Genomic DNA, 21,875 nt, shown 5'->3' on the forward strand with positions numbered 1-21,875 from the left:
GCGCCGACGCCGTGCCGCCGCGCTGCGGTAGTCTGTGTAACCGTGGGATCATCCAGACTTTGTTCACGTTCGGCGTGCCGCCAACCGGCCATCGCCACCCTGACCTATGTGTACGCCGACTCGACGGCGGTGCTCGGTCCCTTGGCGACCTTTGCGGAACCGCATTGCTACGACTTGTGCTCGCTCCATGCCCAGCGCCTGACCGTGCCGCTGGGTTGGGAGGTCATGCGCCTGGCCCTGCCCGAGCAGGGACGGCTCGGCAACGACGACCTGTACGCGCTGGCCAATGCGGTGCGGGAAAACGAGGCCGATGTGGCCCTCGCCCCGGCCCCGGAGGTCCCGGCTCCACGCACCTCGCCGCCGGCCATCGAGCCCGGCAACGCCCAGGGCATGACGCGGCGGCACCTGCGGGTGCTGCGCGAAGGGAACCTGGAGCCCTAAACTGGGTTCCATGTCGAATCTCTCAGCCCAACTCTCTGCCCAGCTCCGTTGCCCTCTCACCGGTTCCACCCTCATCCAGCACGGTGACACGCTGGTGTCCACCGGAACCGGGGACAACGGGGAAACCTACAGCTACGACATCGTCGAGGGGATCCCGGTCATGCTGGCCCCCGAGGCCACCGTCATCCCCGCGAAGACCCAAGGCTAGGGGCCGGGGACATGGGCATCGATTTCCGGGTCGCGAACCTGTCCCTGCACGAGGCCGGACGCCACCAGATCCGCCTGGCCGAGCACGAGATGCCCGGATTGATGTCCCTGCGCGCCGAATACGCGACGGAGCAGCCGCTGGCCGGCGCCCGCATCGCCGGGTCCCTGCACATGACGGTGCAGACAGCGGTTCTCATCGAGACCCTCGTGGCCCTGGGCGCGCAGGTCCGCTGGGCCTCCTGCAACATCTTCTCCACCCAGGACGAGGCCGCGGCCGCCGTGGTCGTGGGCACCGGCACCCCGGAGAACCCCGCCGGCGTCCCGGTGTTCGCCTGGAAGAACGAGTCCCTCGAGGACTACTGGTGGACCGCCGAGCAGGTCCTTACCTGGCCGGGGGCCGAGACCGAGCCGGAGCTCGGACCGAACATGATCCTGGACGACGGCGGCGACGCCACCATGCTGGTGCACCTGGGCGCGCAGTACGAGGCCGCCGGAGCCGTGCCCGGCCCCGAGGCCGCGACAAGCCACGAACACTCCATCGTGCTGGACACCCTGCGCGTCTCCCTGTCCAATGACCCGGCCAAGTTCACCCGCATTGCCGCGAGGATCAACGGCGTCACCGAGGAAACCACCACCGGGGTGATGCGGCTGAACCAGATGGCAGCTGCCCAAACGCTGCTCTTCCCGGCGATCAACGTCAACGATTCGGTGACCAAGTCGAAGTTCGACAACAAATACGGCATCCGCCACTCCCTGCCCGATGGGCTCATGCGCGCCACCGATGTGCTGATCGGCGGCAAGGTGGTCGTCGTTTGCGGCTATGGGGACGTGGGCAAGGGTGCCGCCGAGGCCATGCGCGGCCAGGGCGCCCGGGTGATCGTCACCGAGATCGACCCGATCTGCGCCCTGCAGGCGGCCATGGACGGCTACCAGGTGGCCCGGCTGGAAACCGTGCTGGACCAGGGCGACATCTTCGTCACCACCACCGGCGGCAAGGACATCATCACCGCCGGGCACATGCAGCTGATGAAGAACAAGGCCATCGTGGGCAACGTCGGGCACTTCGACAACGAGATCGACATGGCGGGACTGGCCGCGATCCCGGGCGTCCAAAAGGTCGAGATCAAGGCCCAGGTGCACGAGTGGACCTTCGAGGCCGGTTCCACGGCCGAACGCTCCGTCATCGTGCTCTCCGAGGGCCGGCTGCTGAACCTGGGCAATGCCACCGGCCACCCCTCGTTCGTGATGTCCAATTCCTTCGCCAACCAGGTGATCGCGCAGATCGAGCTGTACTCCAAGGCCGGCACGGGGGAGTACGCCAAGTCCGTCTACGTGCTGCCCAAGATCCTGGACGAGAAGGTCGCGCGCCTTCACCTCGCCGCCCTGGGTGTCGAACTGACGGAGCTTTCGGACGCGCAGGCCCGGTACCTCGGACTTGATGCCGCCGGCCCGTACAAGCCGGAGAGCTACCGCTACTAGGCGGATCGCGGCCCGGCCGCCGAAGTTCTCCGGGCCGCAGGAATCGAAGCCCGCCTTGCCTTCGCGCCTCGCGGCGGCAGGGCGGGCGCCGGTGCGTTGCCCTTCCGACACGCGGACCGAAAAGACGCTGGTGGGCCGCGGGTGAACCCTCGGCTCGATAGGCTTAGCTGTGTGTTTGGCAGTGGGCGTTGTCGGCCCGCAACGCCCCGCACCGCAAGCGCACCGCATGTCAGAGTTTTGAGGGAGAAGCATGGCTGAGCAGGACGAACCGCAGACCGGCAAGCCGGGAAAGCCGGCGACCGCACAGGCAGTGCCCGGTGCCGGCGCCAAGACCGAGGCCGGATCCGGCTCGTTGAGCGCCGCCGCCGCGTCGGCCGCCGCCCGGATCGAGGCCTCGATTGTCGCCTCGCGGACTGCCGCCGCGCAGAAGGCCGCCGAAGCCAAGATGCCCGCAGCACAGGCAGCGAAGCCCGCAGCAACGACCGGCGCTGCGCCGGCCAAGCCTGCGCAGGCCCCTACCGCCGCACCGGCGGCCGCGGCCAGGCCAGCTGCCACACCCCTGAAGCCGGCCGACCCGGCAAAGGCGACCCCTGCCGGGGCAGGCGCCCAGAAGCAGGCCCCGGGCAAGGCCGAAGAGCCCGAGGAAGTCGAGGACATCATCGCCAAGATCCCGGTGGAACCGCTCCCCGAAACCGCCAAGGTCGACAAGTCGTCGTCACCGGCAACTGCCGGATCCGCAGCATCGACGGACAACGACCAGACCCGCGCCATGCCGCGCCCGGTGGCCCCGGCCACACCGCAAACCGCTTCGGCCATTGCCGAGGCACGCAGCAGGGTCTTCGGCGCCTACACCCCGGTGCCCGAGCCGACCCCTGCGGCCCGCGAACGCCGTGCCGCCCGCGAGGCGGCCCTGGAATCCAAGCCGCCACTGGCCCGCACCCTCCAAGTGTTGCTGGCCATCGCCTACCCCCTGGTGCTGCTGATCCTGGCCATCCGCCTGGTGGCCAGCCCCATCTTCCTGTGGATTGCCTACCAGCGCCCCGGATTCCCCGTCGACAGCTTCGGGTTCACCACCGCCGACAGGCTGACCTACGGCTCCTTCGGCGTGGACTTCCTGAACAACGTCGCCGACAACCGGTACCTGGCCGAACTGCGGGATCCCAACGGCAACCCGCTTTTCCTCGGCACCGAGGTCCAGCACATGGCCGACGTCAAGAACGTCATGTCCTTCACCTATCTGGGCGGGACCATTCTGGGCGTCATCGCGCTCATTGCACTGATCTACCTGGGCAAGCGCTACGCCGGCGGCATCCGCCGCGGGCTCTTTGCCGGATCGGTCGCCACCCTGGTGCTGCTTGCAGGTCTCACCGTCGTGGCGATCCTTGGCTGGGAAAGCTTCTTCAGCACGTTCCACCGGATCTTCTTTGCGGACGGCACCTGGACCTTCAACTTCTCAGACACGCTGATCAGGCTCTACCCGCCGCAATTCTGGATCGACGCAGCCATCGGCATCGCCGGCCTGGTGGTCATCACGGCGCTGGTGACCCTGATCGCCACTTGGCCTACGGCCAAGCGCCGCGAGGGCTCGCGCCTGCGCCAGGAAAAGCGGGTCTTCGGGCTGTAGCACTGCCGACCACTGCAGATTCCCGGGTGTTTCCCGGCTTCGATTCGGAAGCCGGGCCAAGCACCCGGGAATCACTGTTTGTGCCGACCCTTCAGCGCCTGTACAACTGGTCGATCAGGTCCTGGAAGTCACTGACGATGCTTCCCCGCTTCACCTTCAGCGAGGGCGTCAGGTGCCCCGACTCCTCGGTGAACTCCCGGTCCAGGACCACGAACTTCCGGATGCCCTCGGCCTTGGAGACCGCGGCGTTCGCCGCATCCACGGCGTCCTGGAGCTCGGCGAGCACCTTGGGCTGCACCGCCGCCTCGGCCGGGGAGAGAACCGGAAGGGCGTTGGCCCGGCACCACGGGCCCAGTTCTTCGGGATCCAGGGTCAGCAGGGCGGCGATGAACGGACGGTTATCACCCACCAACACCACCTGGGAGACCAGGGGCGAGGTTCGGATGGCTTCCTCCAGCGGCCCCGGAGCCACGTTCTTGCCGCCTGCCGTCACCAGGATGTCCTTCTTGCGCCCGGTGATGCCCAGGAACCCCGACTCGTCCAGGGCCCCGGTGTCGCCGGTCCTGAAGAATCCCTCGTCGTCAAAGGCGTCGGCCGTGGCCTGCGCATTGTGGTGGTAGCCGGCAAAGACCCCGATTCCCTTGACCAATACCTCGCCGTCAGGCGCGATGCGGACGGTGGTGCCGGGGATGGGCAGGCCCACGGACCCCACCCTGAGGTTCCGCGCCATGTTTACGGTTGCCGGGGCCGTGGTCTCGGTGAGCCCATAGCCTTCCAGCAATCCCACGCCGGCGCCGCGGAAGAAATGGGCCAGGTCGGCGTTCAAGGCGCTGGCGCCGCAAATGGCGTAACGCACCCTGCCGCCCAGCACCGCCCGCAGCCGCGGGTAGAGCACCTTGTTGAACAGGGCGTGCCGGGCCAGCAGGAGCGGGGAACGGCGCGAGGCCAGGCCGCGGGCCCGGGCGTCGGCGCTCCGGGAAAATTCGATGGCTGTCGACTCCGCCTGGGCGAAAAGCTGGCCCTTGCCCGCGGCCAATGCCGTGCCGGCCGCGGTGGTGCGGATCTTTTCGAAGACCCTGGGCACAGCCAGCAGGAAGCCCGGTTTCACGGCCGCCAGATCCGGCTCCAGGGTGGAGGCCGAGGACGCGTGCGCGATGGTCGATCCTGCGTGCACGCAGACCTGCTGGACGGCGCGGGCCAGGACATGGGCCAGCGGCAGGAACATCAAGGTGCGATCGTTCCGGCCCAGCACCGGGGCCATGTGCCGGGCCAGGTTCACGGCAATCAGGGAGAAATTCGCGTGGGTCATCATGCAACCCTTGGGCCGTCCGGTGGTGCCGGAAGTGTAGACCAGCGTGGCGATGTCCTTCAGGCCGGCGGAGGTCCGGGCGGCCTCGACCTGTTCATTGCCGATCCCGCTGGCGGACCCCTCCGACAGCAGTTCCCGGAGTCCTGCTGCAGGGATGTCGGTCGGCCCGGGGGCCTCGGGCCCCTCAAAGGTCCACACGGTGACCTCCTCGTCCACGGATCCGGCGGCCTCCGCGAGCACTCGTGCGCAGGCCGGGTCCTCGGCAAACACGTGCCGGGCGCCGGAGTCCTGCAGGATCCACGCCACCTGGTACGGGGAACTGGTCTCGTAGATGGGAACGGACACAGCACCGGCAAACCAGATCGCCTGCTCGGCCAGCGCCCATTCATAGCGCGTGCGGGACATGATCCCGATCTTTTCCCCGGGGGCGATCCCGGCGGCCAGCAGCATCTTGGCCAGCGAGCGGACGTCGGCGACGAAGTCGGCGGTGGACACGTCGGTCCACGAGCCTGCGCGCTTGACGCTAAAAAGCGGTGCGCCGGTGCCGCGGGCCAGGCGGTCCACCAGCAATTGGGTGGTGTTGAAGTCCTGCGGCAGGTCCTGGAGAAGTGGTGTGCTGGCTTCGCGCATGGTGTGGTGCTTCCCGGGAGATGGTCGGCGTGTGGTCTGGGACATCACCTATGTTACCCATTGGTAATTTGGGGTCTATCCCCAGCTGGGCATCCAAATGTGGTTGCGCCAGTTCTCGTAGGTGACCATCTCCCCGGTCCACACCGGGAGGAAGTAGGCGGACACGACAACGACCAAGGCCAGGAAGATCCCCACACCCCACAAGAGGCGCCGCCGGTGCCACGGCACCTGGCCCCCGACGGGCAGGCTCCTGCCCAGCACGTAGCACAGGGAGAGGATGAGGAACGGGGCGAAAGGCAGGGTATAGAAGAAGAACATTGTCCTCTCCGGATAGGCGAACCACGGCAGGAACCCGGCGCCCACTCCCGCCAGGATGGCCCCGGCACGCCAGTCGCGGGCACCGATCCAGTGGAAAAGCACCAGCAACAGGCTCAGCGTCGCCGCCCACCACATGATCGGGTTGGGCAGGTCGGTGATCGCCTGGACGCAATCCGAAGAGGTGCACCCGAACTCGCCATTGCCGCGCGATTCGTAGAAGAAGAGCACGGGGCGTCCGGCAAAGAGCCAGCTCCAGGGCGAGGACTCCCAGCCGTGAGGCGAGCCCAGGCCCTCGTGGAAGGAATAGGCCGCCCGGTGGTATTCGCCCAGTGAACGCAGCGCCTCCGGTACCCAGCCCCAGGTCTCCGAGGGATTCTCCGCAGCCCATTGGCGGTAGCGTCCGTCGGAGGAGAGCAGCCAACCGGTCCAGGTGGCCAGGTACACCACGATGGCCGTGGGGATGATGAGCAGGAACGCCGGGACCCCGTCGCGGATCAGCCCGGCGGCGATCCAGTGGCGGATCCCGGCGCGGCGCCGGGCCGAAAGATCCCAGAGCACCGTCATCAGTCCGAAGACGGCAATGAAGGACAACGCCGACCACTTGACCCCGGCTGCACAGCCGAACATCACCCCGGCCACCAAGCGCCACGGCCGCCACCACAACCACGGGCCGTAGGTCAGCAACCCCTCGGCGGGGCGGGCGCCATCGGCGGTGGCCAGGGCGCGGGCCAGTCGCTCGCGTCCGTCGAAGCGGTCAAGGAGCAGGGCGAAGAACCCTGCCAGAAGGAAGAACATCAGGAAGATATCGAGCAGTCCGGTGCGGGACATGACCAACTGGTGCCCGTCGATGGCTGCCAACAGGCCGGCCACGCCGCCCAGGAACACCGAGGAGAACATCTTCTGGGCAACCAGCGCGCACAGCAGCACCGCGAGGGTGCCAAAGAGCGCGGCGGAAAAGCGCCAGCCCAGCCCGTTGTCACTGCCGAAAAGCCACATCCCCGCGGCGATCAGCCACTTGCCCAGCGGGGGATGGACCACGAAGGAGGCGGAGTCCTTGGGCTCCGGGTGCCCTGCAATGAAGGCATCGTTCGGCTCCTCGCCCCACTCCAGCTCGTAGCCCGCCTGCATCATGGTGAAGGCGTCCTTGACGTAATACGTCTCGTCAAAGATCAGCAGATGCGGATGGGCGAGGTTGGTGAAGCGCAGCACCGCCGCGAGTGCGGTGACCGCCAGCGGAACGATCCAGCCCCAGATCCCGGGACGGTGCAACGGGCCCGCCAAACGGTCCCTCAGGGCTTCGCGCCCGAAGGCGCCGGCCGGTGGGAGGACCCAGCGCCGAAGTCTCTGCGTGGAAGCTGTAGTCACTGTCAATACTCTACCGGCGCCCGTCGGCGGGATACGGCGGCACGCGCGGGCAGTAGGCTTGGGGCGTGGAAACTCAAGAAACCCCGGGCCAGATCGTCTTGGCGGCAACCCCCATTGGCAACCTTTCCGACGCGTCCCCCCGCCTGATCGAGCTCATGAAGAGCGCAGACATCGTGGCCGCCGAGGACACCCGGCGTTTCCTGCACCTGGCCACCGGCCTGGGAGTCCGCGTCCCCGGGCGCTTGATCAGCTACCACGAGCACAACGAAACCCACCGGCTGACCGAGCTGCTCGAGCTGGTGGCCGGCGGGGCGACCATCCTGGTGGTCTCCGATGCCGGCATGCCCGCTGTCTCCGACCCCGGGTTCAAGCTGGTCGAGGCAGCCGTGGCCGCCGGCGTCACCGTCACCGCCGTGCCCGGGCCCTCCGCCGTGCTCACCGCGCTGGCCCTGTCAGGGCTTCCCACCGACAGGTTCACCTTCGAGGGCTTCCTGCCCCGCAAGGCCGGTGAGCGGACCAAGCGCCTTCAGGACCTGGCCACCGAGCAACGGACCATGGTCTTCTTCGAGGCTCCGCACCGGCTGGACGCGATGATCCGTGCGCTGCGCGATGCCTTCGGACCCGAGCGCAAGGGGGCCATTGCCCGCGAACTGACCAAGATGTATGAAGAAGTGATCCGCGGAAACCTCGACGAGCTGCTGGTGTGGGCCGAGGGGGAGGTCCGCGGCGAGATCGCCGTGGTCATTGCCGGCGCTCCGGCGGGGGAGCCCGCACGCGCCACCGACCACGTGGCCCAGGTGCAGCAACTTGTCTCGGAGGGCCTGCGTCTGAAGGAAGCGGTGGCTGCGGTCGCCGAGACCGAACGCGTGTCCAAGCGCGAGCTCTACGCAGCGGTGCTCGAAGCCCGCGCCTGACCATTGCCCCAAAAAACCACCGGGACGCGCATGGGATGACTGCACAAAATGGCGGCTTCGTCATAGTGCAGATAGAAATTTACAGTCACTTGCCGCGGCGCTAGCGTGGAGACCAACACGATCCTGCAATTTTCGCAACACCCCACAGTTCAAGGGAGAACGCCGCTATGACCATTACCCCCGAGCGCGAAGCCGAGCTGCTCGCCTCCGTCCCGACCGGTTTGCTGATCAACGGCGAATGGCGCGACGCCTCCGATGGCGGTACCTTTGACGTCGTTGACCCGGCCACCGGCAAGGTGCTTGCCACCCTGGCGAGCGCCACCTCGGAAGATGCGATGGCAGCCCTCGACGCAGCCGACGCCGTCCAGAAGACCTGGGCGCTGACCGCACCGCGTGAGCGTGCCGAGATCTTGCGCCGCGCCTTCGACATGGTCACCGCGCGCGCCGAGGACTTCGCCCTGCTGATGAGCCTGGAAATGGGCAAGCCGTTGGCCGAGGCCCGCGGCGAGGTCACCTACGGCGCCGAGTTCCTGCGCTGGTTCTCCGAGGAGACGGTGCGCGACTACGGCCGCTACCTGACCACTCCCGAGGGCAAGAACAAGATGATCGTGCAGACCAAGCCGGTCGGCCCGTGCCTGCTGATCACCCCGTGGAACTTCCCGCTGGCCATGGCCACCCGCAAGGTCTCCCCGGCCATCGCCGCCGGCTGCACCATGGTGCTCAAGCCCGCCAAGCTCACCCCGTTGACCTCCCAGCTCTTCGCCGCGGTCATGATGGAAGCCGGCCTGCCGGCAGGCGTGCTCAACGTCGTCTCCTCCAAGAGCGCCTCGAAGATCTCCGGCCCGCTGATGCAGGATGACCGACTGCGCAAGGTCTCCTTCACCGGTTCCACCGCCGTGGGCAAGATGCTCATGAAGGACGCCGCCGACAAGGTGCTGCGCACCTCCATGGAACTGGGCGGCAACGCACCGTTCCTGGTCTTCGAGGATGCCGACCTGGACGCCGCCGTCGAGGGCGCCATGGCAGCCAAGATGCGCAACATGGGCGAGGCCTGCACCGCGGCCAACCGCTTCCTGGTGCACGAGTCGGTGGCCAAGGAATTCATCGCCAAGTTCTCCGCCGCCATGGGCGCGCTGAAGACCGGCCGCGGCACCGAGTCCACCACCAATGTCGGCCCGATCATCGATTCCGGCGCCCGCGACGACATCCACGCGCTGGTCTCCAAGGCCGTCGAGGCAGGCGCCGTTGCCGAGACCGGCGGGGCGCCGATCGATGGCCCGGGCTACTTCTACGCACCCACCGTGCTCTCGAACGTCGCCAACGACGCCGAGATCCTGCGCCAGGAAATCTTCGGCCCCGTCGCCCCGGTGACCACCTTCCGCGACGAGGCCCACGCCATCGAATTGGCCAACGCCTCCGAGTACGGCCTGGCCTCGTACATCTACACCCGCGACCACAACCGTCTCTTCCGCGTCGCGGAGCAGATCGAATTCGGCCTGGTCGGCTTCAACGCCGGCGTCATCTCCAACGCCGCCGCCCCGTTCGGCGGAGTGAAGCAGTCGGGCCTGGGCCGCGAGGGCGGCGCCGAGGGCCTGGCCGAGTACACCACCACCCAGTACATCGGCATCGCCGACCCGTACGCGGCCCGCTAACCGCCAGCGGCACCGACGGCGGCGCCCCCCTCTGCTCCACACGGAGCAACGGGGGCGCCGCCGTTTTCGTTGGCGGGGCCCCGTTGCGGCGATGCCGCTCTCGAGACGGCCGGCGGGATCGCCGTGGCCCAGCCACAGGACAGGGCAAACTACCTGGCCGAGGCGTAGCCGGAGGCTCCCAACGGGCGGGGAGCAAAGAGCGACCGCGGCCAGAGGCTGCGCCCCAGGCGCTCACCGACCCCCATCGAGGCCGCCAGGGCTTGCCGCACCTCGCCGAGGGCCGCTTCCAGTGCGGCGGGGTCTTCCTCATCGCCAGGGCGTGCGTAGCGCTGGCGTTCATAGGCTCCGGCCAGCGCGTTGAGGGATTCGGCGGCAGCGGGGAAGCTACGGGCCAGGCGCCGGGAATAGTCCCCGGCCGATTCGTCCAGCCTCATGGGCCAGGAGAAGTCAAGGCCAAGGGCCACGAGTTCGGACCAGGCAGCCGCCGGTCCGGTTTCCTTCCCGTGGCGGATATCCGCACGTCCGTGCAGGGCCATGCGCGCGATGCGTCGACTGCGCTGGATCCTGCGCACCAGCCACGGCGCCGCCCCTGCCAGCAGCACGACGAGCAGGATGCCCGCCAGGCCCGACGTCGGGGACCCGGCCCCGGGGCCGGAGCCCCGCGCCGCCTCCGCAGCCTCGGACGAGGCCTCGGCGGAGCTGGCGGATGCGGAATTTGAGGCGTTGGGCGCGGTCGGGTTCAGGGTCGGGTCGACGTCCGGGGCAGGCAGCGCAGGTGCGTAGTCCGGGGGGATCCCGCGCCCCGGGGTCGGCTCGAACGCGACCCATCCGGCACCGGGGAAATAGAGCTCCGGCCAGGCGTGGGCGTTGCGCGAACTGACGGTGAACTCATCCAGTTCAGAGCCGTTCTGTCCGGCGATCGACTCCCCGGTGGGGGTGCCGGGGGCGTAGCCGGTGACCAACCGGCTGGGGATGCCCAGCTCGCGGGCCATCAGGGCCATGGTGGAGGCGAAATGCACGCAGTACCCGGCCTTTTCCTGCAGGAAGGCGTCGATGACGTCCATCCCGCTGCCGTCGTAGCCGTCTTCGACCGGGGTTTGTTCCGAGTACCTGAACGCCGCTGAACGAAGGTAGTCCTGGATGGCGACGGCCTGTTCGTAGGGGTCGCTGGCGACATCGCCCACCGCGGCCTCGGTGGCCTCTGCCAGGGATCCGGGAACGTCCTCGGGCAGCTGCAGGTATTGGGGGTCGACCTCGGCAAAGAAGCCACGCGGGATCGAGGAGGAGAGCTCGGCGAGCATCTGCGCGCTGATCTGCGGGTTCACACTCATCACCGAGTAGTCGGCGGCCGCCGGCGGCTGGCCCTCTGCGGCCAGCAGGGTGCCGGTGTCCGGGCTCCATCCCCAGTTCCCGCCCAGGCCGTTGAGCGTGATCGCGTTTCCGGGCAGCGGCATCCACGCGCCGCGGTACCTGTCGGTGATGACCCGGGTATAGGCGGGCCGGGCCGATTCGAAGGCCCGCGGGAAGGCTCGGGTCACCAGGTTCTCGGTGGCAGGGACCCGGCTGGCCTCGGGGTCAGGCAGCCAGCGGTCGGCGGTGAGTTGGCCGATCACGGAGGTCCGCAGGTAGGTGGGGGAGTCCGCATCGGTGAAGTAGCGCAGCACCGTGCCGGAAGAGCGGTTGCGCAGGTCGTTGCCCAGGGCGATCATCGGGTCGATGTTGGTGGCGATCCTGCCCCAGGACGGACGGCTGCCCTCGGTGAGCATGCCCTTGGAGAACCCTGGAATGGCAGCGGGCAGCACCAGCAACGCGACGAGGGCGCCGGCCAGGAGGGCTGCCCCCTGCAACAGCGCCCCGCGGGCCTGCGGTCCGGGGGAGGTGTGCCCGCCGGCTGCCTCGTGCGGGCCGGCGAGTTCCAGGGCGCGGCGCCTGCCCGAACCGGTGTCGGACTGCCAGCGCGATGCCGCCAGCACCAGCAAATAGCCCACGGCCGTGAGGGCAACGGTCATGATGCCTGCACCGTGCGGCTCGAAGAGCGAGGCGATGGACAGCAGCAGTGCCAGCGGGATGCCGGCCAGGGCCGCGGCGCGGAGCTCGAAGGCCAGGGCGTCGACGGCCAGAGCGACCGCGGAGGCCCAGACGCAGATGGAGAAGACGATGACCCCGGTGGTTTCCACCGGCGGCACCTGGGAGCCCATTTGCTCATTCGCCATGGCCCAGACCTTCAGCAGGGCGCGGTAGGTCGCCCCGGTCGGCACGACGCCCAGCCAGGCGGTGTTGGAGAAGAACAGGAAGGTCAGCGCCAGCACCGCCACCACTGCCCCGGCCAGGGTCCCCAGGTAGCGGCGCGGGGAGAGGCAGCGCACGAGGTTGGCGGCCACCACGATGCAGGTGACCACCACGAACACCTGGAGCATCCACCCCCAGCCGCTGATCACCCCATGCAGCGAGGCGGTGGCCCCGAGCATTGCCGTGAGCGTGGCCAGGGCCGCGAAGGCGGCCGCGGGGATGCCGGAAACAGCTGCGTCGGGTGCCTGCCGGGGTGAACCCGGGGGCGGTGTATCGGTCCGGGGCAGGGTCGCGGTGCTCATGACTGGTGCCACAATCCGGCCCAGGCCTCGGTGAGCGTGGTCTTCGGGTTCACCGCGACGGCCGACCAGCCGGCCTGGCGGAAGCGGGAGATGATCGGGAACAGGTGCGCTTCGCGGTTGGCCACGCACAGCACCGTCACCTTGCTCCGCGCACCGACGACCTCCAGCCAGTCATCTGCCTGTTCGGGGGTGGGTTCGCCCAGGATCAGCACGAGTCTGTCGCCTCGCTCGCGCATGCGTTCCTTCAGCGCCGCGGCGAGCGTGGACCTGGCCGTCTCGTGGCGCTGGACCCCGGAGTCCTCAAGTGCCAGTGCGGCGAGTGCCTGCTGCATCCGGGCCGTGGCGTGGGGACCTGCAAACAGCTCGCCGGCTTCCTCGGTGCCGGAGGCGGAGACGTCGTTGACGCCCTCGCCGCGGTGGTCGATCAAGTCGATGCCGAACCCCGTCTGCGCCAGGTAGGCTCCGACGCCAAGTGCCGCGTGCAGAGCCCATTCGAAGCGCCGGCTGGAGTCCTTGGGCGCGGAGGTGAATTGTGGGATCTGCAGCGACGGCTCGGAACCGGCGCCCTGCGACAGGAAGGCAGCGCGGGAACGGTCCAACATGATGACGGCCCTGGGGGTGGCCCGGTAGTCCTCCTGGCGCACCATCAGCGAGCCGCGCCTGGCCGTGGCCGGCCAGTGGATGCGCCGCACGGTGTCCCCTGGACGGTACTCGCGGGTCATCACCTCAAAGGAATCGGGGGTCAGCCGGCGGTTTGAAGCGGCCTGGCCGTGGGATCCGTGTTCGCCCGGAATACCGGTGGGCTCCAGCGCCTCGCACACCGGCAGGGCAATCAGGGCGCTGGGCGCATCGAGGGCCGCGGGGCGGGCGGCAAGCCCGAAGACGTCGGCAACCTGCGCGCGCACCGGCCCGATCGCGTAGATGCCGCGCGTGGCCGGCCGCAGCCGGTATTCATACCAGCTGCCGGAGCCTCCGGCCCCCTGCGCCGCGGTGCGAGAGGGGTAGTTGAACTCCGGACCCTTGCCGAAATCCTCGGGCAGCGTGTCGCTGAGCGGGATCGATGCACCGGAACGTCCCCGATGGGTGATGTGCAGGCGCACCCGCACCGATGAATCCGTGGTTGCCTGAGGCGGGTTGAAGGTCCGGGTCACCGTGAGCGCGGGGTTGCCGAAGCGCAACAGGAAGGCGGCCAACAGCGGGGTCACCAAGAGGAAAAGGGAAACCGCCATCAGCTCGCGCCGTCCCAGCAGGAAGGCTCCGAGCAAGGCAATCGCCCCGGCGGCAAAAAGGCCCCAGCCGCGCGCGGTGAGGAATCCCAGGTGGACCTTTTCGCGCAGCGTTGCCGGAGGCTCGGCGATCGCCCAGCGGCCGCGGGAAGGGGATTCGCGGAATTCGTTGGGTTCCCCGGTGTCGGTGCCCATGTCTGCCCTCACCTTGCCTCTTCGCGTTCGGCGCTAGCCGCGTGCCCCGGCGCGCACCGGTATCGCGTTGAGGATTGCCACGAGGACGGATTCGGGATTGGAACCGGCGGCCTCGGCCCGGCGGTGCAGGATCAGCCGGTGCCCGAGCACCTTGGCGGCGATGTTGCGCACGTCCTCGGGCAGCACGTAGTCGCGGGCATTGAGCGCGGCCTCGGCCTTCGCCGCGCGCAGCAACTGCAACAGGGATCGCGGGGAAGCGCCCAGGCGGATGTCGGAATGCTCGCGTGTCGCCCGTCCCAGGGCCACGACGTATTCCTTCACGGGTTCGGAGACATAGACCGCGGCAACGGTGTTGATCAACATGTGCAGGGCGGGCAGGTCCAGCACCGGGGCCAGGTCATCGAGCGGCGAGGTCGATTGGTGGGTTTCGAGCATCGCCATCTCGGCGGCGGCGTCCGGGTACCCCATGGAGATCTTGGCCATGAACCTGTCGCGCTGGGCCTCGGGCAATGGAAAGGTGCCCTCGAGCTCGATGGGGTTCTGCGTGGCGATCACCATGAAGGGCGTCTCCAGCCGCCGGGTGATCCCGTCGACGGTGACTTGACCCTCCTCCATGCATTCAAGCAGCGCGGACTGGGTCTTGGCATTGGCCCGGTTGATCTCGTCGCCGATCACGATGTGCGCGAAGACAGGGCCGGGCCGAAACTGGAACTCGTGGGTGTCCTGGTTGAAGATGGACACCCCCGTCACGTCCGAGGGAAGCAAGTCCGGGGTGAACTGGATTCGGTGCACCGTGCAGTCAACCGACTTGGCCAAGGTCTTGGCCAGCATGGTCTTCCCGACCCCCGGCACGTCCTCCAGAAGCAGGTGCCCCTGGGCCAGCAACACGGTCAGCGCGGTGCGGGCCACCTCGGCCTTGCCATCGATCACCGTGGCAATCCCGGCCAGCACTTCTTCGCAGACCCGGCCGAACTCGTCGGCGGGCAGAACCTGGGACTCGGTGGAAAGCGACATGCAATGTCCTCCTGGAGCGCATCCGTTGGGTGGGCGGTCGAGGCCCTCCATCCCAACGATACTGCCAAAGTTGTGCCCCGCATCACACTAAATCAATCGTCTTTTTCTTCCGCGTAGGCTGGATGGGCGAGTGGTCATTGCCCCCGGGAAGCAGGGGCATCTAGTGAAGGGGACGTGGCAACCATGTCTACGGCGGAACAAACGGCGCAAACCTCGAGGACGCAAGGGGTGCCGGAGGCCTACCTGCCCGCCCCGGTAGCGGGGGAGTCGGGCGCCCCGATCCGGAATGCCAAGGACGAACAGGGCAAGAAGCGCGACCTCTCCTACCCGCCCGCGCCGGCCCCGTTGCCCTTTGGCGTGCCAGACAACCATACGCATCTGGACTTCCGCGATGGCTCGGTCCACGTCACCGTCGCCCAGGCGCTGGATGCGGCAAATGCCGTGGGCGTACCCGGTGTCATCCAAGTCGGTTGCGACGTGGAATCCTCCGAATTCGCTGTCCGCGCGGCAACTGAGGATCCCCGGGTGCTGGCCGCCGTGGCGATCCACCCCAACGATGCCGCGCGCCTGGCCGCCACGGGAGAGCTGGATTCCGCGATTGCCCGGATCGAGGAGTTGGCGGCCCATGGCCGCGTGCGTGCCGTGGGGGAAACCGGGCTGGATTATTTCCGCACCGGCGAGGCCGGCCGGCCGGCCCAGGAACACTCCTTCCGTGAGCACATCCGCATCGCCCGCGAGCACTCCAAGGCCCTGCAAATCCACGATCGTGATGCACATCACGATGTGGTGCGCGTCCTGGAAAGCGAGGAACTTCCCGAGCGCGTGGTATTCCACTGTTTTTCGGGCGATGCCGAACTGGCCAAGATCTGCAACGCCAACGGCTGGTACCTGTCCTTCTCCGGGACCGTGACATTCAAGAATTCGCACGACCTGCGCGATGCATTATTGGTAGCCAACCCCGAATTGGTGCTGGTGGAGACCGATGCTCCGTTCCTCACCCCGCATCCCTACAGGGGTCGCCCAAACGCCAGTTACCTGATCCCGCAAACGGTGCGTTTCATGGCCGAAGCCGTGGGGGCGGAGCTGGAGGAATATTGCCGGACACTGGCGGCAAACACGAACCGTGTCTACGGGGAGTTCTAGCCCGTTTTGGGCGCAAGGCAAGCACGAAGTGCTTGCGACCTTATTACGATTCGGTTACGGTTGGTTTTTAGTAGCCGGGATCGGGGAAGGTTCCCGGGTGCATTTGATTCTGCCTGCGGAGGGGAACCTCGCACCGCAACGCGACATCGACAGATGAAAAGAATTGGATTGTGCTCGCACCAATCAATGGGCACACGGTGGGCTGCGCCCGGTTTTGCCGGGAGCAACCGTTCACCCGCCGTGTACGCATCGATCTGCCCCCGTGCCCGGGTTAGACCTAAGTTTGGAATCCTGTGCAGAATGCCCTCAAGAATCGTTGGGTGAAGATCGGCGCGCAAGCAGCCGTTTTGACCGCGTTGATACTCGGTCTGGTCATGTTCGTCGGAGGCAACAAGACCCTTGCCGTCGCCGTCGACGGCGAGAGCCAGAGCATCACCACTCGCGCCGCCACCGTGTCAGATGTCCTGGAGGACTCGTCGATCACCCTTGGTGAACGCGACGAAATCTCCCCGGCCCTGGATGCACCAGTCGCCGAGGGTACCCTCATCGACATCAAGCGCCACAAGGAAGTCAATGTGAGCATCGACGGCGTCGACCGCGTCGTGCACACCACTGGCCTGACCGTGGCAGATGTCGTGGACCAACTCAACGTTTCCGAAAAGGCACAGATCGAGCAGGCCCGCGCAATGGCCCTGGCCTCGCTGGCCAGCACCATCGAGATTTCCACTCCCAAGGACGTTTCGATCACAGCCGATGGCAAGAACAAGAAGCTGAACACCACCGCCGAGACCGTCGGCGATGCACTCAAGGCAGCCAAGATCTCCCTGGACAAGGATGACGAGATCAACGCCAAGGTCGCGGACGCCATCGTGCAGGACATGGAACTGAAGGTCGTTCGCGTCAAGACCAAGACCGTCACCGAGACCGAGTCGATAGAACACGGCACCGACACCGTCAAGGACTCCGACGCACTGGTTGGCACCAAGAAGACCCTCGAAGAGGGCAAGGACGGCGAACGCACGCTCACCTACACCGTTACGTTGCGCGACGGCAAGGAATCCAAGCGCGAGCTGACCAGCGACAAGGTCACCACCAAGGCCGTTGACGCCGAGGTTTCCGTAGGCACCAAGCCAAAGCCGAAGCCCAAGCCCGAGGTCAAGGCCAAGGCACCCACGACTTCCGGCAGCGTGTCGAGCACCTGGGCCGCTTTGGCCAAGTGCGAGTCCGGCGGCAACTGGTCGATCAACACCGGCAACGGCTACTACGGCGGCCTGCAGTTCTCCGCCAGCAGCTGGCTCGGCGCCGGCGGCGGCAAGTACGCGCCGCTGCCGCACCAGGCATCGCCTTCCGAGCAGGTTGCCACGGCCGAGGTGCTGCGCGGCAGCGGCGGCTGGGGCCACTGGCCCGCATGCTCCAGCAAGCTGGGCCTGCGCTAACAGACATACCGGGCCCGACGGCCCGATGCACCACCGCACAGGTGCACAAGATTTCACAATGAACAATGGGTTCCGCCTTGGATAGGGCGGGACCCATTGTTGATGGCAGCAACACCCCCGTGAGCCACCCGCAGCGGACGCCCCGGTCGGCGGCGCACGGGCCCTGAACTAGGATTGATACGTGACTTCCGTAGAATCGACCCCGCCACCACTGCTCGGTGCCACCGAGATCCGCCGCCTCGCCGGTGAGCTCGACGTGCGCCCCACCAAGACCCTGGGGCAGAACTTCGTCATCGACGGAAACACCATCCGGCGCATCGTGGCGACCGCCAAGCTCGATCCTGCCGAGACCGTGCTCGAGGTCGGGCCGGGCCTCGGCTCGCTGACCCTGGGCCTGCTCGATGCCGCCGCCCGCGTCGTTGCGGTGGAAATCGACCCGAAGCTTGCCGCCCGGCTGCCGCGGACCGCGGCCGAATTCCGCCCGGAGAAGGCAGCGAACCTCACTGTCATCCTCTCCGACGCGCTGAAGGTCACCGAGCTTGAGCACCCGCCCACGGCCCTGGTGGCGAACCTGCCCTACAACGTCGCTGTGCCGGTGGTGCTCCACTTGCTCGAGCATTTCCCCTCGCTGCAGCACGGCTTGGTCATGGTCCAGGACGAGGTCGCCGACCGCATGGCAGCCGGCCCGGGCAACAAGACCTACGGGGTGCCCTCGGTCAAGGGCGCCTGGTACGGCACCATGCGCAAGGCCGGCGTCATCGGCATGAACGTCTTCTGGCCCGCACCCAAGATCAACTCCGGGCTGGTCAGCTTCGAACGCGGCACCCCTCCTGAGACCACAGCCACCCGGCGCGAGGTCTTCGCCGTCATCGACGCCGCCTTTGCCCAGCGCCGCAAGACGCTGCGCGCAGCCCTGGCCGGCTGGGCGGGATCCCCTGCCCTGGCCGAGGCCGCACTGCTGGCGGCGGGAGTCGATCCGCAGGCCCGCGGGGAAAAGCTCGGCATCGCCGAATTCGCCGCCATTGCCGAGGCGAAGGTCGCCAACGAACCGGCAGCCCCATGACCCAATCGGTCGTTGCCCGTGCCCCGGGAAAAATCAACTGCTACTTCAGGGTCGGACCGCCCCGCGAGGACGGCTACCACTCGGTGGCCAGTCTGTACCTGGCCGTCTCCCTTTATGAGGACGTTGCCGCCACCGCCCGGGACGACGAGGAAATCCAGGTCTTCCTGCACCCGGACTCCACCGCGGTCTCCGACCCTGAGTCATTCCCGCTGGGTCCGGAAAACCTCGTGGTCAAGGCGGCAATGCTGCTGCGCGAACACACCGGACACTACGCCGGGGTCGATTTGTGCATCACCAAGCGCGTGCCCATCGCCGGGGGCATGGGCGGGGGATCAGCCGACGCCGCCGCCACGCTCGTGGCGTGCAACGCCCTGTGGGGCACCGGGCTGACCCGCGAGGAACTTTCCCGCTTGGGCGCCCGCCTGGGCGCCGACGTGCCTTTCGCCCTGCAGGGCGGCGCCGCCGTCGGCCTGGGTGTGGGCGACGAGCTGGCCCCGCTGTTGTTGCGCACGCGCACCGACTGGGTGCTGGTCCCTGCCTCTTACGGGCTGTCCACTCCGCGCGTGTACGGCATGCTCGACCGGTTGCGGGCCAACGAGGTCGTCGAAACCCCCACCGAGGTCGACCCGCGCATGGTCGGGGCACTGTTGGACGGGGACCTGGACGCGTTGGCGCCCCTGCTCGTGAACGACATGACCCGTGCGGCCCTGGCCCTGGCCCCGGAACTGGGCGTGGTGCGCGACGTCGGCGAGGCCGCTGGCGCACTGCACGCGCTGGTCTCCGGTTCCGGTCCGACGCTGGCCCTGCTCGCCCGCGACCAGCCCCACGGCGCTGAAATCATCGCCCAGCTTTCCGACGAAGCGGGCGTGGCAACCCTGCAGGTCCACGGCCCGGTCCCCGGAGCCGGTATCCTGCCCACCGTCATCGAATCCCCGTAACAAAAGGAGCACCACAACGTGGCCCACCTGCTCGGCGCCGAAAACGTTTCCATGTCCTTCGGCACCCGTACCGTCCTTGACTCGCTCTCCCTGGGCTTGGAGGACGGGGATCGCATTGGCATGGTCGGACGCAACGGCGACGGCAAATCCACGCTCATGCGCCTACTGGCCGGCCGCATGAGCCCGGACGAGGGCCGGGTGACCAAGCGCGGGGACGTCCGCGTGGCCTATCTGGACCAGTCCGACGTGCTCGACGGGGCTCTCTCGGTCGGGGAAGCCATCGTCGGGGAGGCAGCCGACCACGAATGGGCCTCCAACCCGCTGGTGCGCGAGGTCATGGGCGGTCTGGTCGGCGAGGTCGACTGGCACGCGGAGGTCAACTCCCTCTCCGGCGGGCAGAAGCGCCGCGTCGCCCTGGCCAAGCTGCTCATCGGCGAGCACGAAGTGATCATGCTCGACGAGCCCACCAACCACCTCGACGTCGAGGGCGTCGCCTGGCTGGCCAAGCACCTGAAGGACCGCTGGCGCGCCAACGCCAACGGGCTGCTGGTGGTCACCCACGACCGCTGGTTCCTGGACGAGATCTGCACGCGGACCTGGGAAGTGCACGATGGCACCGTGGACCCGTTTGATGGAGGCTACGCCGCCTACGTGCTGGCCCGCGCCGAGCGCGACCGCACCGCCGCGGTGGTGGAGAGCAAGCGCCAGCAACTGGTCAAGAAGGAACTGGCCTGGCTGCGCCGCGGCGCCCCGGCCCGCACCGCCAAGCCCAAGTTCCGCATCGAGGCGGCCAACACGCTGATCGCCGACGTCCCTGCGGCCCGCGACACCGTGGAACTGAACAAGATGGCCACCGCGCGCCTGGGCAAGGACGTGCTCGACCTCGAACACGTCTCCCTGGACTTCGGCACGGGCAAGCCGCTGTTCAACAACATCACCTTCCGCCTGGCCCCGGGCGAACGCGTGGGCATTGTGGGCGTCAACGGCGCCGGCAAGTCCACTCTGCTGCAACTGCTCAACGGCCAGATCGAGCCCACGTCCGGGCTCATCAAGCGCGGCAAGACCGTAAAGACCGCCATCCTGACCCAGGAGGTCAAGGAGCTCGACGAGGTCAAGGACATGCGCCTGATCGAGGTCATCAAGGCCGAGCGGATGTCCTTCGAGGTCGGCGGCAAGGAAGTCTCCGCAGGGCAACTGGCCGAGCAGCTGGGCTTCGGCACCGACAAGCAGTGGACCCCGGTCAAGGAGCTCTCCGGCGGTGAGCGCCGCCGGCTGCAGTTGCTGCGCCTGCTCATCGGCGAGCCGAACGTGCTGATGCTCGACGAACCCACCAACGACCTGGACACCGACACGCTGGCCGCCATTGAGGACATGCTCGACGGCTGGCCTGGCACCCTTGTGGTCGTCTCCCACGACCGCTACCTGCTCGAACGCGTGACCGACCACCAGGTCGCGCTCCTGGGCGACGGTAAGCTGCGCGGGCTGCCCGGCGGCGTCGACCAGTACCTGGAGCTGCGTTCCGGTGCGCAGGGCGGCGGCAATACCGGAGCGCCCACGGACAAGTCCGGACCCGCCGCGGTGGCCGAATCCACCGGCCCGAGCGAGGCCGAGAAGCGCGAGGCCCGCAAGGAGCTGAACCGCGTCGAGCGCCAGATGAACAAGCTCGAGTCCTTGATTGAGAAGCTCCACGGTCAGATGGCGGTGGCGTCCGAAGCCATGAAATTCGACGAGGTATCAACGCTCAATGCCACCCTGCGTGGAGTCGAAATGGAAAAGGAAGAACTCGAAATGGCTTGGCTGGAAGCCGCTGAAACCTTGGGTGAGTAACTGTTCGACCCACGACTTCGCTACCGCCCACTCCTAGAAAACCTCACGTGACCTAACAAATCCGCTTCCCCGTTTGGCAAAAATGCCAAACGGAGAAGGGCGGAAGTCGTGGATTGGTTCGATTCACACTCCGAATCACATACGTCACCAAGGGAACAACGGCCACCCGCGGATCTGGCCGGGCTTAACCGGCTTGCCTAGGCGAGCCTGAAACCGAACTATTCGATGGCGTGGGCCATCTTGACGGGGCCACGTTCAGTGAGGGCGCCACCGGCGCTACCAGTCGCCAAATCTCCCAACGGTTGCGCAGAAGGTTCGCAATATTCAGGGCCACCGACACCAGATCCATCAGCGCCTGGATGTAAAGTCGCAGGCCGAACTAAAGACGTTTCGCTGGTTCCGTTACCAAGCGGTTAACCCCCATTGACATGAGACACACGGGGACCTTCGTGGAAAGTCTGCACTAAAGGGAACGAAAATGTTCGAAACTGGTGATTACTTGG

General features: G+C 67.5%; 16 protein-coding genes. 11 read left to right on the forward strand and 5 right to left on the reverse strand.

The genetic code is table 11. The features are described 5' to 3' along the window. The first annotated feature begins 42 nt into the window (after positions 1-42). The 4 genes from ABD687_RS18600 to ABD687_RS18615 all read left to right on the forward strand — a co-directional run bounded on the left by ABD687_RS18600 (position 43) and on the right by ABD687_RS18615 (position 3,751). A complete protein-coding gene (locus tag ABD687_RS18600) occupies positions 43-441 on the forward strand; it encodes a DUF3499 domain-containing protein (protein ID WP_264268244.1) in 399 nt (132 codons plus the stop codon). Between the two features lie 10 nt (positions 442-451). Then, entirely contained in the window at positions 452-649 is a 198-nt protein-coding gene (locus ABD687_RS18605; protein WP_310289031.1) for a Trm112 family protein, read from the forward strand. Between the two features lie 11 nt (positions 650-660). Continuing rightward, positions 661-2,127 carry an adenosylhomocysteinase gene (gene ahcY, locus ABD687_RS18610; protein WP_302262772.1) on the forward strand — a complete coding sequence of 489 codons (1,467 nt, stop codon included), beginning with the start codon at positions 661-663 and terminating at the stop codon, positions 2,125-2,127. Positions 2,128-2,377: 250 nt separating this feature from the next. Next, positions 2,378-3,751 carry a TIGR01906 family membrane protein gene (locus ABD687_RS18615; protein WP_302262771.1) on the forward strand — a complete coding sequence of 458 codons (1,374 nt, stop codon included), beginning with the start codon at positions 2,378-2,380 and terminating at the stop codon, positions 3,749-3,751. Positions 3,752-3,842: 91 nt separating this feature from the next. Here ABD687_RS18615 and ABD687_RS18620 read toward each other — a convergent pair whose 3' ends face one another. Together ABD687_RS18620 and ABD687_RS18625 are read right to left on the reverse strand one after the other, a co-directional pair. Further along, the gene (locus ABD687_RS18620; protein WP_310289027.1) at positions 3,843-5,690 is read right to left on the reverse strand and encodes an AMP-dependent synthetase/ligase; all 1,848 of its coding nucleotides are present in this window, start codon (positions 5,688-5,690) and stop codon (positions 3,843-3,845) included. 75 nt (positions 5,691-5,765) lie between these two features. Continuing rightward, complete coding sequence (locus tag ABD687_RS18625; RefSeq protein ID WP_310289024.1) at positions 5,766-7,373, reverse strand: dolichyl-phosphate-mannose--protein mannosyltransferase; 1,608 nt, start codon at positions 7,371-7,373, stop codon at positions 5,766-5,768. 65 nt (positions 7,374-7,438) lie between these two features. Here ABD687_RS18625 and rsmI point away from each other — a divergent pair, with 65 nt between their 5' ends. Beyond that, complete coding sequence (gene rsmI, locus ABD687_RS18630) at positions 7,439-8,287, forward strand: 16S rRNA (cytidine(1402)-2'-O)-methyltransferase (protein WP_302262768.1); 849 nt, start codon at positions 7,439-7,441, stop codon at positions 8,285-8,287. Between the two features lie 167 nt (positions 8,288-8,454). After that, entirely contained in the window at positions 8,455-9,939 is a 1,485-nt protein-coding gene (locus tag ABD687_RS18635) for an NAD-dependent succinate-semialdehyde dehydrogenase (protein WP_264268237.1), read from the forward strand. A 149-nt stretch (positions 9,940-10,088) separates the two neighbouring features. On the opposite strand, the gene ABD687_RS18640 is transcribed toward ABD687_RS18635, so the two are convergent. Genes ABD687_RS18640 through ABD687_RS18650 form a run of 3 tightly spaced genes read right to left on the reverse strand, consistent with a single transcriptional unit; the run spans position 10,089 to position 14,965 of the window. Continuing rightward, the gene (locus ABD687_RS18640) at positions 10,089-12,530 is read right to left on the reverse strand and encodes a transglutaminase TgpA family protein (protein WP_310289018.1); all 2,442 of its coding nucleotides are present in this window, start codon (positions 12,528-12,530) and stop codon (positions 10,089-10,091) included. Then, positions 12,527-13,951 (reverse strand): DUF58 domain-containing protein, encoded by a 1,425-nt coding sequence (locus ABD687_RS18645; protein WP_302262765.1) that lies wholly within the window; start codon positions 13,949-13,951, stop codon positions 12,527-12,529. The genes ABD687_RS18640 and ABD687_RS18645 overlap by 4 nt, the downstream gene beginning before the upstream one ends. Before the next feature lie 33 nt (positions 13,952-13,984). Next, positions 13,985-14,965 carry an AAA family ATPase gene (locus tag ABD687_RS18650; protein ID WP_264268234.1) on the reverse strand — a complete coding sequence of 327 codons (981 nt, stop codon included), beginning with the start codon at positions 14,963-14,965 and terminating at the stop codon, positions 13,985-13,987. 183 nt (positions 14,966-15,148) lie between these two features. Between ABD687_RS18650 and ABD687_RS18655 the strand changes: the two genes are divergently transcribed. From ABD687_RS18655 to ABD687_RS18675, 5 genes are all read left to right on the forward strand, one after another. Continuing rightward, positions 15,149-16,108, forward strand: coding sequence for a TatD family hydrolase (locus tag ABD687_RS18655; protein WP_310289013.1), 960 nt, complete (start codon positions 15,149-15,151; stop codon positions 16,106-16,108). A gap of 320 nt (positions 16,109-16,428) precedes the next feature. Continuing rightward, positions 16,429-17,544: a resuscitation-promoting factor gene (locus tag ABD687_RS18660; RefSeq protein WP_310289010.1), complete on the forward strand. Its 1,116-nt coding sequence runs from the start codon at positions 16,429-16,431 to the stop codon at positions 17,542-17,544. 181 nt (positions 17,545-17,725) lie between these two features. Next, positions 17,726-18,607 carry a 16S rRNA (adenine(1518)-N(6)/adenine(1519)-N(6))-dimethyltransferase RsmA gene (gene rsmA, locus ABD687_RS18665; RefSeq protein WP_264268232.1) on the forward strand — a complete coding sequence of 294 codons (882 nt, stop codon included), beginning with the start codon at positions 17,726-17,728 and terminating at the stop codon, positions 18,605-18,607. Next, positions 18,604-19,545: a 4-(cytidine 5'-diphospho)-2-C-methyl-D-erythritol kinase gene (locus ABD687_RS18670; protein ID WP_302262762.1), complete on the forward strand. Its 942-nt coding sequence runs from the start codon at positions 18,604-18,606 to the stop codon at positions 19,543-19,545. The genes rsmA and ABD687_RS18670 overlap by 4 nt, the downstream gene beginning before the upstream one ends. 18 nt (positions 19,546-19,563) lie before the next feature. Next, complete coding sequence (locus ABD687_RS18675) at positions 19,564-21,372, forward strand: ATP-binding cassette domain-containing protein (RefSeq protein WP_302262761.1); 1,809 nt, start codon at positions 19,564-19,566, stop codon at positions 21,370-21,372. The last annotated feature ends 503 nt before the right edge of the window (positions 21,373-21,875 follow it).

Source organism: Paeniglutamicibacter sulfureus (assembly GCF_039535115.1).
GTDB lineage: Bacteria > Actinomycetota > Actinomycetes > Actinomycetales > Micrococcaceae > Paeniglutamicibacter > Paeniglutamicibacter sulfureus.